Source organism: Micromonospora sp. NPDC047465, assembly GCF_040643125.1.
Classification (GTDB): domain Bacteria; phylum Actinomycetota; class Actinomycetes; order Mycobacteriales; family Micromonosporaceae; genus Micromonospora.
Genome location: NZ_JBEYTP010000022.1, coordinates 49686 through 63745 on the forward strand (window position 1 = coordinate 49686; position 14060 = coordinate 63745).

The 14060-nt window shown below is 74.3% G+C and carries 14 protein-coding genes; 5 read left to right on the plus strand and 9 right to left on the minus strand.

Going from position 1 to position 14060, the window contains the following annotated elements; translation table 11 throughout:
* Positions 1–2: 2 nt before the first annotated feature.
* Together ABZ793_RS20410 and ABZ793_RS20415 are read right to left on the minus strand one after the other, a co-directional pair.
* The gene (locus ABZ793_RS20410) at positions 3–674 is read right to left on the minus strand and encodes a DedA family protein (RefSeq protein ID WP_357459452.1); all 672 of its coding nucleotides are present in this window, start codon (positions 672–674) and stop codon (positions 3–5) included.
* Positions 675–762: 88 nt separating this feature from the next.
* Positions 763–1365, minus strand: a complete 603-nt coding sequence (locus tag ABZ793_RS20415) for a DUF1349 domain-containing protein (RefSeq protein WP_357459455.1) — start codon at positions 1363–1365, stop codon at positions 763–765.
* An 88-nt stretch (positions 1366–1453) separates the two neighbouring features.
* Here ABZ793_RS20415 and ABZ793_RS20420 point away from each other — a divergent pair, with 88 nt between their 5' ends.
* Positions 1454–3106 (plus strand): alpha-amylase family protein, encoded by a 1653-nt coding sequence (locus ABZ793_RS20420; RefSeq protein WP_357459458.1) that lies wholly within the window; start codon positions 1454–1456, stop codon positions 3104–3106.
* Between the two features lie 49 nt (positions 3107–3155).
* On the opposite strand, the gene ABZ793_RS20425 is transcribed toward ABZ793_RS20420, so the two are convergent.
* The gene (locus ABZ793_RS20425) at positions 3156–4745 is read right to left on the minus strand and encodes a DUF4139 domain-containing protein (protein WP_357459460.1); all 1590 of its coding nucleotides are present in this window, start codon (positions 4743–4745) and stop codon (positions 3156–3158) included.
* A gap of 143 nt (positions 4746–4888) precedes the next feature.
* Here ABZ793_RS20425 and fabG point away from each other — a divergent pair, with 143 nt between their 5' ends.
* Positions 4889–5647 (plus strand): 3-oxoacyl-ACP reductase FabG, encoded by a 759-nt coding sequence (fabG, locus tag ABZ793_RS20430; RefSeq protein ID WP_357459463.1) that lies wholly within the window; start codon positions 4889–4891, stop codon positions 5645–5647.
* Between the two features lie 42 nt (positions 5648–5689).
* Here fabG and ABZ793_RS20435 read toward each other — a convergent pair whose 3' ends face one another.
* Both ABZ793_RS20435 and ABZ793_RS20440 read right to left on the minus strand, forming a co-directional pair.
* On the minus strand, positions 5690–6109 hold the full coding sequence (locus ABZ793_RS20435; protein WP_357459465.1) for a hypothetical protein: 420 nt from the start codon (positions 6107–6109) through the stop codon (positions 5690–5692).
* Positions 6102–6497, minus strand: a complete 396-nt coding sequence (locus tag ABZ793_RS20440) for a hypothetical protein (protein ID WP_350703661.1) — start codon at positions 6495–6497, stop codon at positions 6102–6104. The genes ABZ793_RS20435 and ABZ793_RS20440 overlap by 8 nt, the downstream gene beginning before the upstream one ends.
* A 186-nt stretch (positions 6498–6683) precedes the next feature.
* On the opposite strand from ABZ793_RS20440, the gene ABZ793_RS20445 reads away from it, so the two are divergent.
* Together ABZ793_RS20445 and erm are read left to right on the plus strand one after the other, a co-directional pair.
* A complete protein-coding gene (locus tag ABZ793_RS20445; protein WP_357459596.1) occupies positions 6684–7589 on the plus strand; it encodes a Gfo/Idh/MocA family oxidoreductase in 906 nt (301 codons plus the stop codon).
* Between the two features lie 528 nt (positions 7590–8117).
* Complete coding sequence (gene erm / locus ABZ793_RS20450) at positions 8118–8915, plus strand: ErmE/ErmH/ErmO/ErmR family 23S rRNA (adenine(2058)-N(6))-methyltransferase (RefSeq protein WP_357459467.1); 798 nt, start codon at positions 8118–8120, stop codon at positions 8913–8915.
* A 42-nt stretch (positions 8916–8957) separates the two neighbouring features.
* Here erm and ABZ793_RS20455 read toward each other — a convergent pair whose 3' ends face one another.
* Positions 8958–9149, minus strand: a complete 192-nt coding sequence (locus ABZ793_RS20455) for a DUF2795 domain-containing protein (RefSeq protein WP_357459470.1) — start codon at positions 9147–9149, stop codon at positions 8958–8960.
* A gap of 219 nt (positions 9150–9368) precedes the next feature.
* Here ABZ793_RS20455 and ABZ793_RS20460 point away from each other — a divergent pair, with 219 nt between their 5' ends.
* Entirely contained in the window at positions 9369–10625 is a 1257-nt protein-coding gene (locus ABZ793_RS20460; RefSeq protein ID WP_357459473.1) for an erythromycin esterase family protein, read from the plus strand.
* A gap of 24 nt (positions 10626–10649) precedes the next feature.
* Here ABZ793_RS20460 and ABZ793_RS20465 read toward each other — a convergent pair whose 3' ends face one another.
* The 3 genes from ABZ793_RS20465 to ABZ793_RS20475 form a co-directional block, all read right to left on the minus strand.
* On the minus strand, positions 10650–12854 hold the full coding sequence (locus ABZ793_RS20465; RefSeq protein ID WP_357459475.1) for an MMPL family transporter: 2205 nt from the start codon (positions 12852–12854) through the stop codon (positions 10650–10652).
* 37 nt (positions 12855–12891) lie between these two features.
* On the minus strand, positions 12892–13437 hold the full coding sequence (locus ABZ793_RS20470) for a helix-turn-helix domain-containing protein (RefSeq protein WP_357459477.1): 546 nt from the start codon (positions 13435–13437) through the stop codon (positions 12892–12894).
* Between the two features lie 175 nt (positions 13438–13612).
* Complete coding sequence (locus ABZ793_RS20475) at positions 13613–14044, minus strand: helix-turn-helix domain-containing protein (protein ID WP_357459480.1); 432 nt, start codon at positions 14042–14044, stop codon at positions 13613–13615.
* Positions 14045–14060: the final 16 nt, after the last annotated feature.

Consider the following 14060-nt stretch of genomic DNA (forward strand, 5'->3'; position numbering starts at 1 on the left):
GGTCAGCGGGTGGCGGCGCCGGCGCGGTCGCGGTGGCGGGCGCGCCGGCGGCGGGCCTTCTTGACCGCCCACCAGACGATCATCACCACGAGGACGGCGACGATGCCGTAGTCGAACCAGTCGCTGTACCGCTCGATCTGCTGCCAGCGGGAGCCGAGGGCGTAGCCCAGGCCGACGAAGACTGAGTTCCAGACGCCGCTGCCCAGCGTCGTGAAGGCGACGAACTCGGGCAGCGGCATGCGGTTGGCCCCGGCGGGGATGGAGACCAGGCTGCGCACCACCGGGATCATCCGGCCGAAGAGCACCGCCCACCGGCCGTGCCGCTCGAACCAGCGGTCCGCCTTCTCCAGGTCGTCCCGGTCGACCAGCGGCAGCCGGTCCAGCCAGCGCTTGAGCCGGTCCTCGCCGGCGACCGCGCCCAGCCAGTAGAGGACGAGCGCCCCCACCAGGGAGCCGGCGGTGGCGGCGAGCACCACCAGCACCACGTTGAACCGTCCCTCGCCGGCCAGGTAGCCGGCCATCGCCAGGACGATCTCGCTCGGGATCGGCGGGATGATGCTCTCCAGGGCGACCAGCAGCGCCACACCGAACGCGCCGGCGGCATCGATGACCCCCGCCACCCATCCGGTCAGCCCGCCGAGCCGGGTCGGGTCGACGTTCTCGGCGAGTGCCATCGCGATCCTTTCGCCGGGTCCGGGGGATCAGAGTCCTCTACCCCGCGACCCGCCGGTCACACCTGCCCGTGTCCGGAGCCACGCCGGCTCAGCCCTCCGGGTGCAGCGCCGCGTCGGCGGGCCCCCGCCGCCACCCGGTGAACCGGACCCGCAGCCCCGCCCGGGTGGGGGAGCAGCAGTACGGCCCGGCCGTCGCCACCGCCTCCGGCGGCAGCGGGGCGAGCCGGACCAGCCGCCACGGCTCGCCGCCGGCCCGGGCCCGCACGGTGAGCGCGTCCCGGTCGCGGCTGACCCGGACGGTGACCTCCCGCCCGGCCCACTCCGGCACCGGGGCGACCGACCAGTCGGACACCTCCCGGGTCACCACGGCGCCGACCTGCGGCAGGCCGTCGCTGACCTCCACCCCGGCCTTCACCCAGTTCCGCTCGTCGACGCGGACCAGCGCGCCGGCCTGGTCGAACTGCGCGCCGTAGTCGAGGTGGAAGGCCACCTCCACCGCGTCGCCGACGGGCAGCGGCGCGAGCAACGCCGGGGCGTCGTCGTGCACGAAGCCGTACGAGGTGTGCCGCCACAGGTCGCTGCCTCCGGCCGGCTCCACCAGCAGCTCGCCGGCCGGCCCGTGCTCGACCCGCACCGGCTCGTTCCACCACTCGCCCTCGGCCCAGTCGACCGGCTGCTCCGCATCACCCATGCCGGCGACCGTACCGCCGCCCGGTTCACGCGCGCTGCCGCCCGGTCCCGCGTTTGCCGGACGCGGGGATCGGAGACATTAGGTCGGCATGGCTGACAGGTGGTACTCCGAGGCCGTCGTCTACTGCCTCGACATCGACACGTACGCGGACTCCGACGGCGACGGCGTCGGCGACATCCGGGGCCTGATCGGCCGACTCGACTACCTCGCCCGGCTGGGCGTCACCTGCCTCTGGCTGCACCCCGTCCACCCGTCGCCCAACCGCGACGACGGCTACGACGCCACCGACTTCTACAACGTCGACCCCCGCTTCGGCACCCTCGGCGACTTCGCGGAGCTGCTGCACCAGGCGCAGAACCGCGGCATCCGGGTGATCATCGACCTGGTCGTGAACCACACCTCGGACGAGCACCCCTGGTTCCAGTCCGCCCGCTCCTCGCCGGACTCGCCGTACCGCGACTGGTACGTCTGGTCCGACCACGAGCCGGACGACCGCCACCAGGGCATGGTCTTCCCCGGCGAGCAGAACGAGACCTGGACCTACGACCGGACCGCCAAGGCCTGGTTCTACCACCGGTTCTACAAGTTCCAGCCGGACCTCAACTTCGCCAACCCGAAGGTGCGCGAGGAGATCAAGAAGATCGTCTCGTTCTGGCTCCAGCTCGGCGTCTCCGGCTTCCGGATGGACGCCGTGCCGTTCATCATCGAGCTGACCGAGGCGGGCAACCCGAACTCCCCGAAGGATTTCGACTTCCTCACCGAGCTGCGCCAGCACGTGCAGTGGCGCCGGGGCGACGCCGTTCTGCTCGCCGAGGCCAACGTGGAGCCCGACCAGCTGCCGACCTTCTTCGCCGACGCCGGCGGCTCGGCGAACCGCCTGCACATGCTCTTCGACTTCATGCTCAACGGGCGGCTGATGCTGGCCCTGGCCCGGCAGGACCCGGAGCCGATCATCGAGGCGCTGCGGGACACCCCCGCGCTGCCCGAGGGCGGGCAGTGGGCCACGTTCCTGCGCAACCACGACGAGATCGACCTGTCCCGGCTCACCGCCGAACAGCGCAACCAGGTGTACGCGGAGTTCGGCCCCGACGAGAACATGCGCATCTACGACCGGGGCATCCGCCGCCGGCTCGCCCCGATGCTCGGCAACGACCGCCGGCGCATCGAGCTGGCGTACTCGCTCCAGTTCTCGCTGCGCGGCACGCCGGTGCTGCGCTACGGCGAGGAGATCGGCATGGGGGAGGACCTGTCGTTGCCCGGCCGGGAGGCGATCCGCACCCCGATGCAGTGGTCGTACCAGCCGAACGCCGGCTTCTCCACCGCCGACCCGGAGAAGCTGGTCCGCCCGGTGGTCGACAAGGGTGAATTCGGCTACGAGAAGGTCAACGTGACCGCCCAGCGCAGCGACCCCAGGTCGTTGCTCGCCTGGTTCGAGCGGATGATCCGTACGCTCCGCGAGGCCCCCGAGGTGGGCTCCGGCTCGACCACGCACATCGACGTGGCGATGCCGCCGGGCGTGCTGGCGCACCGGGCCGACGGGCGGACCGGGACGATGGTCTTCCTGCACAACCTCGGCACCTGCGACGCCGAGGTGGACCTGAGCACGCTGGAGCCGGAGGCGGACCTCCCCGTCGACGTCCTCGCCGACCGCAACTACGGCGGGGTCGGCAAGCTGGACCGCCTCAAGCTGGCCGGCCACGGCTACCGGTGGATCCGCCTCTGCCGGGGCCGCGGCCTGTAGCCCGGCCCCATGTCGACCGGTCGTCCACCCCACCTCGGCGGACGACCGGTCACTCCCGCCAGCCGGCCAGTTCGACCCCCTTGGCGAGTTCGACCCGGAAGCCCATGGTGATCTCGCCGCTCTCGCCCGGCCCGAGCCGCAGCCGCCAGGTCAGCTCGCCCAGCTCGGTACGCTCGGCCGGCGGCGGGACGACCGTGGCTTCCCGGACGACCACCGCCTCGTCGCGGGACACCGGAAGCTGGTCGCGTACCTCCACCGTCGCCGTCTGGGGCGTGTGGTTGGCGACGCTGATCCGGTACTCCACCTCCCGTCGCCGGGTCGAGCCGAGCGTGGCCCGGGTGTCGGCGCGCCGGCCCAGCTTCCGCTCCACCCGTACCCGGTCGTCCACCCCGAGCGCCAGTTCGGTCTCCTCGCCGGGCGACCACGTCGACAGTTGGGTGGCCGCGACGAAGTCGGCGCCGTGGAAGACCGCCGCCGGGCCGGGGAGCAGCGTGTGTGCCGAGGTGTTGCGGACCGTCGCACGCAGGTGCGCCTCGGCCGCGCGGACCGGCGCGGTCACGTGGTCCAGCCGGGCCGGCAGCTCCAGCACGGCGATGGTGGCCCGGTGCGCGCTGCCGTCCGCCGGCACCGCGACCGGGCGGGCCGGCCGGTACGTGGCGGCGGTGACCCCCTGCTCGACCGTGGCCACGCTCTCCCGCACCGTGGGGCGCGGCGGGGCGGACCGGGCCGTACCACCCGCGGCGGCCGGTGCCGCGCCGGGCGCCGGCGGTGGCGGCAGCGCGCCGAAGCTCGCCGCCGACATGGGCATCCGCGGTACCTGCCGGACCCGGTCGAGATACCAGGGCGACAGTTCGGGTACGCCGGTCGCCGCTGCCGGGCGGGCGGTCGAGAGCTGGAGTTCGCACTCCGGCCAGTCCTCGCCGGTGTCCTGGCTGACCAGGCCGAACCAGGTGACGGTCATGGTGTCGTCGACCAGCCGCAGGTCGTAGGAGGGCTGCCAGCGGGCCCCGTCGACCAGGTAGGTCAGCTCCAGGTCCAGCTCGGCGTCGTCGGCGTCCACCGCCACGGTCACCTCGGCGGCCAGCCGGTCCGGTTCCCGCTTGCCGTTCGCCGCCGCCAACTGCCGCTCGACGGCCGCCAGCTCCTCGGTCAGGTCGGCACGTCGCCGGGCCAACCCGCGCCGGCGGCTGCGGGAGTCGGCGAGCTGGCCGGCCACCGAGTCGGCGAAGCTGGCGACGTCGGTCGGGGCGGCGTCACCGGAGGCCAACGCGCGGGCGTACGTGCCGCCGGCCCGCTCGGCCAGCCGGCCGATGAACTGCCCCCGCTGCGCCTCGATCTCGTCCGCGTCGTCGACCTCGGCCAGCTCGTCGGCCAGCTCGCGGCTCCGCTGCTCCAGCTCGCGGACCTGTCCGTCGGTGCTGCGTGCCTGCCGCCACGTCGTCACGTCCACGCCGAGCACGGTGACCGCACCCCGGCCGCCGACCCGTACCGAGTCCCGCCGCAGGCCCAGCGGCAACGGTGCGACACGTACGCGGTGTTCGCCGGCGGCCAGCCGGGTGCTGCCCCGGCGGGTGACCCGGGCCCGGTCCGGGTAGACGGTGACACCGACGACGGGTGCTTCGATCTCCACTGCGTTCACGGCGGCGACGGTAGCCGAACCGTGCTCGTAACCCCGGCAGGCCGCGGCGGGGTGTCGGCAGGACCGGCGTCCCGCGCCCGGCCGGCACGCCGTACGCCTGGGTTAAGCTCCTCCGATCGAGCGGAAGTTACCGGGAGGTAGGCATGTCGGAGGAGCAGCGCGTCGCCATCGTCACGGGGGCGGCGCGGGGGATCGGGGCGGCCACCGCCCGCCGGCTGGCCGCCGACGGCCTCGCGGTCGCGGTGGTCGACATCGACGAGTCGGCGACCAAGGACACGGTGGACGCGATCGCCGCCGCCGGTGGCCGGGCGCTCGGCGTCGGCGCCGACGTGTCCGACCGGGCCCAGGTCGAGGCGGCCGTGGAGCGGGTCGCCGCCGGGCTGGGCGCGCCGACCGTGCTGGTGAACAACGCCGGCGTGCTGCGCGACAACCTGCTGTTCAAGATGAGCGACACCGACTGGGACACGGTCATGGGCGTGCACCTGCGCGGCGCGTTCCTGTTCAGCCAGGCGGCCCAGAAGCACATGGTCGAGCAGAAGTGGGGCCGGATCGTCAACCTCTCCAGCACCTCCGCGCTGGGCAACCGGGGCCAGGCGAACTACTCCGCCGCGAAGGCCGGCCTCCAGGGCTTCACCAAGACGCTCGCCATCGAGCTGGGCCCGTTCGGGGTGACCGTCAACGCGGTCGCGCCCGGCTTCATCGTCACCGACATGACCGCCGCCACCGCCGCCCGGATGAAGGTCGACTTCGACGACCTCCAGAAGCACGCCGCGGCGGAGATCCCGGTCCGCCGCCCCGGCCGGCCGGAGGACGTCGCGCACACCATCTCGTTCCTGGTCAGCGAGGGAGCGTCCTTCGTCTCCGGCCAGGTCATCTACGTCGCCGGCGGCCCCAAGGACTGACCGCGCCCCCACGTCCCACCCCGTCCGGCGAGGCGGGGTGGGTCAGGTGCGGGCGGTGCGGGTGCGCCAGAGCCAGAGCAGGCCGAGCACCGGCAGGACCAGCGGGATGTAGCCGTACCCGCTGCCGAACCGCGACCAGACCGTCTCGTCCGGGAACAGCTCCGGGTCGGCCACGCTGAGGATGCCGACGCCGAGCACCCCGGCCAGTTCCACCGTGCAGCACGCCAGGGCGACGCGCCGGCCGGCGGCACCCGCGCGCGCCAGCCCCACCGCCGCGACGATGTAGATGGCCGCGGCGAGCGCCGAGAGCAGGTACGCCACCGGGGCCTCGTCGAACCTCGTGGCGATCTGGAGGCCGGCGCGGCTGGTGGCGGCGATCGCGAAGAGCAGGTAGACCGCGATCAGCAGCCGACCCGGGCCGGCGTTGGTCCGCGTCCGTTCCGGGGCCCGCACCTCAGCCACCCAGCACCTCCCACGTCTGTTGCAGCCGCACGACGACCACCGGCGTGACCAGGCAGACCGCGCAGACGATGGCCGAGCCCCAGCGGGTCGGCTCCATCCGGGCCAGCACCCAGGCCAGCGGCGGCAGGCAGACCAGCGTCGCCAGGTAGCCGAAGAAGGCCCCCGGCTCCCCGGGGCGCTCGCCGCCGCCGAGGGCGACCCCCGCCACCACCGCGAGCACGAGCAGCGCCGCCTCCAGCAGCGCCAGACCGGCGAACTGCACCCGGTCCGGCGCGCGATGGCGCAGCGTCGCCACCAGGGCCCAGGCGGCGACGAGGAGCGAGAGCACGATCGAGGCGGTCGCGAGGAGCCCGTCCACCGGCGAACCGGCCGAGGCTGCGCTGGTCATCGGGGCCACCCGGGGCTCGGTTCGGTCACCGGCACAGCCTACTAACCCGCGTAGTACACCCCGCCACCCGCCGCCCCGGACACCCGGAATAGGCCCGGTCACGCCGGCGGGCGCCGGGGCGGGCGACTAGCGTGGACCGGGGCCGCGGGGTGCTGCCGTGGCGCGACGACGACGGTGGGGGTTCTCGTGGTGCGGTTCGGGTTGTTCGGCACCGGTCACTGGGCGGCGGAGACGCACGGCGCGGCGCTGCACGCGCACCCGGGGGCCACGATCGCCGGGGTGTGGGGCCGCGACCCGCGCAAGGCCGCCGGCCTGGCCGACCGCTACGGGGCGCCGGCGTTCACCGACGTCGACGCGCTGCTCGACGCCTGCGACGCGGTCGCGGTGGCCCTCCCGCCGGACATCCAGGCTGACATCGCGGTCCGCGCGGCCGCCGCCGGTCGGCACCTGCTGCTGGACAAGCCGCTCGCGTTGAGCGTCGCCGACGCCGACCGGGTGGTCGACGCCGCGCAGGCGGCCGGCGTCGCCTCGGTGGTCTTCTTCACCGGCCGCTACCAGCCGGACATCGCCGCCTTCCTGGCCTCGACCGCCGCCGTCGGCGGGTGGCACACCGCGAAGGCGGTCCGGTTCGGCTCGATCTTCCAGCCGAGCAGCCCGTACGGCGCCTCGCCCTGGCGGCGGCAGCACGGCGCGCTCTGGGACATCGGCCCGCACGCGCTGTCGGTCATCCTGCCGGTGCTCGGCCGGGTCACCCGGGTCGCCGCGATGGACGGGCCGCGCGGGCTCGTCCACCTGCTGCTCACCCACGACGGGGGAGCGACGAGCACGATCTCGCTGACCCTGGACGCCCCGCCCGAGGCGGTGAGCCGGGAGTTCGTCTTCTACGGCGAGAACGGCATCGAGACCGTCCCGGCCGGCGAGGGCGACTCGGCCACCGCGTTGGGGGTGGCGATCGACCAGTTGCTGGAGGAGATCGGGTCGGGCACCCGGGACCACCGCTGCGACGTGCGCTTCGGCCGCGAGGTCGTCGCCGTGCTCGCCGCCGCCGAGACCGCCCGCGCCGAGGGCCGCACCGTCGACCTCCCGGGTTGAGGGCCGCACCGTCGACCTGCCGGCTGAGGCGGAAAAGCGGTCGCCGGGCGGCGGCGACGGAGTTAGGGTCGCGGGCATGTCCGCGCACGCTCTGATCGAGGGGGTCGGCACGCCGGCCGCCTTCGGGCCACTGCTGGCCCGCCTGCGAGTCCGGCGTCCGGCCCTGGCCGACGCGACCCGCGACTGATCCCGCACCGCACGCACGGCGCCCTCCGCCCGGTCCTGGCCGGGCCGTCGGCGCCGTCCCACCGCCGCCCCGGGTGACACCCCGGGGTGAGTGCCGCCGTCGGCGCCACCCCGGTCACCCGCCCGGGTGACGTGCCGCGCGCCACCCCCGTCTCCGGCCGGGCGGTGCCGTGCCGCGCCGACCCCGTCTCCGGCCGAGCGGTGGGTGCCGCCGTGCGCCGCCGACCCGCAGTCCCCGCGCCACGCCCAGGGCCGTCCGAGTCCACTCTTCCCTCGGACAGGCCCCTCTTCAGGCTGCCTGTCCGCTCCGTCGCCGCACGGCGACAGACAGGACGACGACCCGTGGCGCCCCGCCGTACCCGAGCAACCGAACGCGACCGCTCCCGGCGCGTACTCTCCCAGAACTTCCTCGTCGACCCGGCCGCGATCGCCCGGCTGGTGAACGCCGCCCGACCCCGGCCCGACCGGCTCCTGCTGGAGGTGGGCGCCGGCCGGGGCCAGCTCACCCGGCCGCTCGCCGCCCGCTGCCGGCACCTGATGGCGTACGAGGTGGACCCCGCCGCCGGCGCCGAGCTGGCCAGGATCTGCGCCGGCCTGCCGAACGTCACCCACCGCCAGGCCGACTTCCTGACCGCGACGCCCCCGCGGGAGGAGTTCGACGTGGTCGGCAACATTCCCTGGTCACTCACCTCGGCCGTGGTGCGGTGGTGCCTGGCCGCGCCCGGGCTGCGCGCGGCGACCCTGCTCACCCAGCTCGAGTACGCCCGACGGCGCAGCGGCGACTACGGCCGGTGGACCCGGCTCACCGTCCTGACCTGGCCGGAGTTCGGCTGGCGGCTCGCCGGGCGGGTGCCCCGCACCGCGTTCCGCCCGGTGCCCGGGGTGGACGCCGGCATCCTGCGCGTCGAGCGGCGGCCGGAGCCGCTGCTGGCCGCGGCGGCGCTGCCCGCGTACCGGCGGATGGTGGAGATCGGCTTCGACGGGGTCGGCGGCTCGCTCGCGGCCTCGCTGGGCCGGCACCACCCGCGCACGCGGCTGTCGGCGGCGCTGCGGGCGACGCGGCTCGACCCGGCCACCCCGGTCGGGCACGTCTGGCCGGAGCAGTGGCTGGTGCTGTTCCGGCTGCTGCACGCCAGGTGAGCCGGCCAGCCGCTGGAGTGTGGCGTGCAGGTCGTGCCGCGGTCAGGCCAGCGTGTTCAGGGCCTCGCTCAGCTCGGCGGGGGAGTCGAACTCCTCCCTCGGCAGGGACCGGAGCATCTGGAGCGTCTCCGTGCTGACCCCGTTTTCCTGGCCCCAGCGGACCAGGTCCTCCCGGGAGACCGGGTAGTCGAGTCCGGCCAGGTACTCCTGCAACTGCACGCCGGTGACGGTCATGCCGACGGGCTACCCGCTCAGCCCGCCGGCACACCGCCCGTGCCTCGCGGGTCCCGGCCCCCACGCCCCGCTCGGGTCCGGCCCTCGCGCCCCGGGGTCCCGCTCCGTGCCCGGTCGGTCCGGTCCCGCGCGGCCCACGCCGCGCGGGACCCCGGCGGGGTGGCCGTCCCGCGCGACGGCCGGCGGTTTGCCCGGCGACACGCCGGGTAGCCGCCCGCCATGCTGGTTCAGCGGCTCGGCGCGCCGAGCGACTTCGACCCGTTGCTGGAGCGCGTCCGGGACGCCCGGATCGTGATGATCGGGGAGGCGACGCACGGCAGCTACGACTACTACCGGCTGCGCGAACAGCTCACCCGCCGGCTGATCGCCGAGTGCGGCTTCTCCTTCGTCGCCGTGGAGGGGGACTGGCCCGACTGCGACCGGGTGCACCGATCCGTGACGGGCGCCCCGGGCGGGGCCACCGAGCCGCGCATGGCGCTGGAACGCTTCGAGCGGTGGCCGACCTGGATGTGGGCGAACGCCGAGGTCTCCCGGTTCTGCAGTTGGCTGCGGGCGTGGAACGTCGAGCGGCCCGAGGACGCCCGGGCCGGCTTCCACGGCCTGGACGTCTACAGCCTGTGGGAGTCGATGCAGGCGATCTTCGACTACCTCGGCGAGGAGGACCCGGCGTCGCTGGAGGCGGCGCAGGACGCGTACCGCTGCTTCGAGCCGTACGGCAAGCGGGTCGAGGAGTACGGCGCGGCCAGCCGATTCGTCTCGGCGCGCTGCGAGGAGGAGGTCGTCCGGCTGCTGGCGCGTACCCGCGAACAGGCCGCCGCGGACGGCCCGGACAGCTTCTCGGCCTGGCAGAACGCGGAGGTGGTGGCCGGCGCGGAGCGCTACTACCGGGCCATGGTCCGGGGCGGCCCGGAGTCGTGGAACATCCGGGACACCCACATGGCGGACACGCTGGACCGGCTGCTGAACCGCTACGGCCCGGGCTCGCGGGGGATCGTCTGGGCGCACAACACACACATCGGGGACGCCCGGGCCACCGACATGGCCGCCGACGGGTTGATCAACATCGGTCAGTTGGCCCGTGAGCGGCACGGGGCCGACGACGTGGTCCTGGTCGGCTTCGGCGGCTACCAGGGCACGGTGATCGCCGCGCCGCGCTGGGGCTCGCCGGCCGAGGCGATGGTGGTGCCGCCGGCCCGCCCGGGCTCGGTCGAGGGCCGGCTGCACGAGCTGATGCCGGAACGGGCGGTGCTCGTATTCGGCGGCGCCGACCAGCCGGGCTGGGTCACCGACACCGCCGACCACCGGGCGATCGGGGTGGTCTACGACCCGTCGTTCGAGTCCTGGGGCAACTACGTGCCGACCCGGCTGGGGGAGCGGTACGACGCCTTCGTCTGGTGCGACGAGACCACCGCCCTGCACCCGCTGCCCGCCCTGACCACGCCTGGCGAGATGGAGACCTACCCGGCCGGCGTCTGACCGGCCGGGTAGGCGTCGGGCGGGTCAGGCGCGGGGGGTCACCGGGGTCTTCTCGTCGAGGTGGGCGCGCAGGCCCTCGCCCTCGATGTCGACGTTCGGCAGGGCCCTGTCCAGCCAGCGCGGCAGCCACCAGGCTGCCCGGCCGAGCAGCGACATCACCGCCGGGACGATCGTCATCCGCACCACGAACGCGTCGATGGCGACGCCGATCGCGAGCGCGAAGCCCATCGACTTGATCACCGGGTCGTCGAGGAACACGAAGCCGCCGAACACCGAGATCATGATCAGGGCGGCGGCGGTGACCACCCGGGCCCCGTGCCCCATCCCGTTGATGGTCGCCTGCTGCGCGGTGTCACCGTGCACGAAGTCCTCCCGCATCCGGGAGACCAGGAAGACCTCGTAGTCCATCGCCAGCCCGAACAGGATGCCGATCAGCAGGATCGGCAGGAAGCTGACCAGCGGGCCGGGCGTGTCCAGGCCGACCAGGTCGGCGAGGTGGCCCTGCTGGAACACCGCCACGGTGATGCCGAACGTCGCGGCGACGGTGAGCAGAAAGCCCAGCGCGGCCTTGACCGGCACCAGCAGCGAGCGGAAGACCAGCATCAGCAGCAGCACCGAGAGCCCGACCACCAGCAGCAGGTAGACCGGCAGGGCGTCGGAGAGCTTCTCGGAGACGTCGATGCCGATGGCGGTCGCGCCGGTCAGCAGCACGTCCACGTCGCGGAACTCGCCGACCGCGGCCCGGACGTCGTTGACCAGGGTCTCCGTGGCCTCGTCGGTCGGCCCCGTCTTCGGCACCACGCCGAGCAGCGCGGTGCGGCCGTCCGGGCTGAGCTGCGGCGGGGCTACCGCGAGGACGTTCTCGGTGCGCTGGATCAGCGCGGTGACCTGCGGGACCGCGGCCGAGGTGGCCTGCGGGGTGTCCCCGGCGACCACCACCGCGAGGCGGCCGGTGAAGCCCGGCCCGAAGCCCTCGGTGATCAGGTCGTTGGACGCCCGGGCGGGCGAGCCGACCGGCGCGGTGCCCGCGTCGGGCAGCGCCAGCCGCATGTCCGGCGTGGGCAGCGCGAGCAGGCCCAGCCCGAGCAGCCCGACCAGGATGACGGGGATCCGGAACCGGGTGACGGCGCGCGCCCAGCGGAACCCGAGCCCGGACCGGTCCTCAGCCGCCGGCGGCGCGGCGCCGTCGACCGCCCCGTCCCCGGCCGGCACGGACGAGCGCAGCCTGCGGGGGAGCACCCGGCGGCCGGCGAAGCCGAGCAGGGCGGGCTGGAGCGTGATCGCGACCAGCACCGCGACGGTGACCGTGGCGGCGGCGGCCAGACCCATCACGGTCAGGAACGGGATGTTGACCACGGCCAGGCCGGCCAGCGCGATGACCACGGTGGCCCCGGCGAAGAGCACGGCCGAGCCGGCGGTGCCCACCGCACGGCCCACCGCCTCGTCCGGCGGCAGACCCTCGATCAGGTTCTGCCGGTAGCGGGAGGTGATGAACAGCGAGTAGTCGATGCCGACCGCGAGGCCGAGCATCAGGGCGAGGATCGGCGCGGTGCTGGTCAGGTCGACCACGCTGCTCAGCGTGAAGAGGCCGGCCATGCCGACGCCCACGCCGATCAGGGCGTTCAGCATGGTCATCCCGGCCGCCACCAGCGACCCGAACGTGACCACCAGGACGATCGCGGCGATCGCGACACCGATCGCCTCGGTCGAGCCGACCTCCGGCACGGCGCTGAGCACCTCGCCGCCGGGCGCGACCTCCCAGCCCTGGGCCTCGGCCCGCGCGCCGACCTGCTCGTACGCGTCGCGCTGGGCGTCGGTCACCTCGTCGGCTCCGGTGGCGAACTGGACCTGTACCAGCGCGTACCGACCGTCGGGGGAGACCGCCCCCACCTGGAACGGGTCGACGGCGCCGACCACCCCGGGCAGCGTCGCGGCCTCCTGGGCGAGTTCCTTCACCACGGCCTGCCCCTGCGGGCTACCGAGCGCGCCGTCGGCCGGTGCCTTGACCGCGATGGTGCCGGTCGCGCCGCTGGCCGCCGGGAACTGCTCGGCGAGCAGGTCCAGGGCGCGCTGTGACTCCGTGCCGGGCATGGTGAAGTTGTCCGCCATCGGGCCGCGCAGGGTCGCGGCGGCGAGGCCGAGTCCGACGAGTACGACGAGCCAGATCGCCGCGACGAGTCGCCGCCGGCGCATCGAGCCCCGGCCGAGCCGGTAGAGCAGGGTCGCCATGAGTTCCTTGTCCTCGGTCGTGGTGGTTGGGAACGAGTCAGTCGACGGGCTCCAGCGCCCGTCGTACGAGTGCCAGCAGGGCGGCGCGCAGCTCCTCGTCGGGTACGTCGACGAACTCGCCGCACGTCTCCGCGATGCCGGCGAGCAACACCAGCGCGGTGATCCGGGCGGAGGGGCGCTCCGGGTGCCCGGCGAACGCGTCGATCAGCTGCTCGGAGATCCGCTGGACGTGCGCGAAGGCGGGCTGCTGGAGCAGCTCCGGGAACTCGCCCCGGATCAGGGCGATCTCGCGCCGGAACCGGACCGCGAGGTCGACGAAGCCCTCGGCGGCGACCCGCTGGGCGTCCGCCCCCCGGTGCGCGGCAATCCGCTCGCCGAGCGCCTGGAGGACCTTCATGGGCCGGGCCATCAGCTCGGTGAGGATGGCCTCCTTGTTGGCGAAGTGGTAGAGCACCGCCGCCTTGGAGCAGCCCACCTCCCGGGCGATGTCCTGCAACGAGGTGCCCCGGTAGCCGGTCACCGCGAAGCGTCGCGCCGCCGCCGCCAGGATGTCGTCGTGTGTCTCCGGTACTGCCCGTGCCATGCCGGTCCACCTCCCCGAACCAGCATGCCTGACCGATCGGTCAGAGGCTGACCGATCGGTCAGATCCAAGGCGTGGCGTTCCCCACAGGCCGTCGGGGTGTGCCGCGGGCCGACGCCCTCCGGCGCCGGTCCGGCCGAGGTTCAGCGGGCGCCGGACCCGGGCCAGGGTCGTCGCCTAGCCCGCCTCGCCGTGCGCCCGGTCGTACGCGTCGCGCGCGTCGGCGATCGCGGTGCGGTGCCGTTCGGCCCAGCTGGTCAGGGCGACCAGCGAGTCGTAGAGCTCCAGCGCGATGGGGGTGGCGGTGTACTCCACCTTCGGCGGCACGGTCGGATAGACCGTCCGGCGCAGCAGGCCGTCGCGTTCCAGGTTGCGCAGGGTCAGGGTGAGCATCCGGCGGCTGATCCCCTCCACCGTGCGCTCCAGCTCGGTGAAGCGCACCGGCCCCTGGGAGGCGGCGACCAGGATGCCGATGCTCCACTTGCCACCCACCCGGTCGAGCACCTCGCGGACGGTGCACGCCCTGGCCTGGCCGGGGGTGAACGGCGCGTCGCCGGCCGCGCACGCCTGGACCCCGTCCACGGGCACATCGGTGTTCCCCTGGGACATGAAAGTGCCTCCTTAC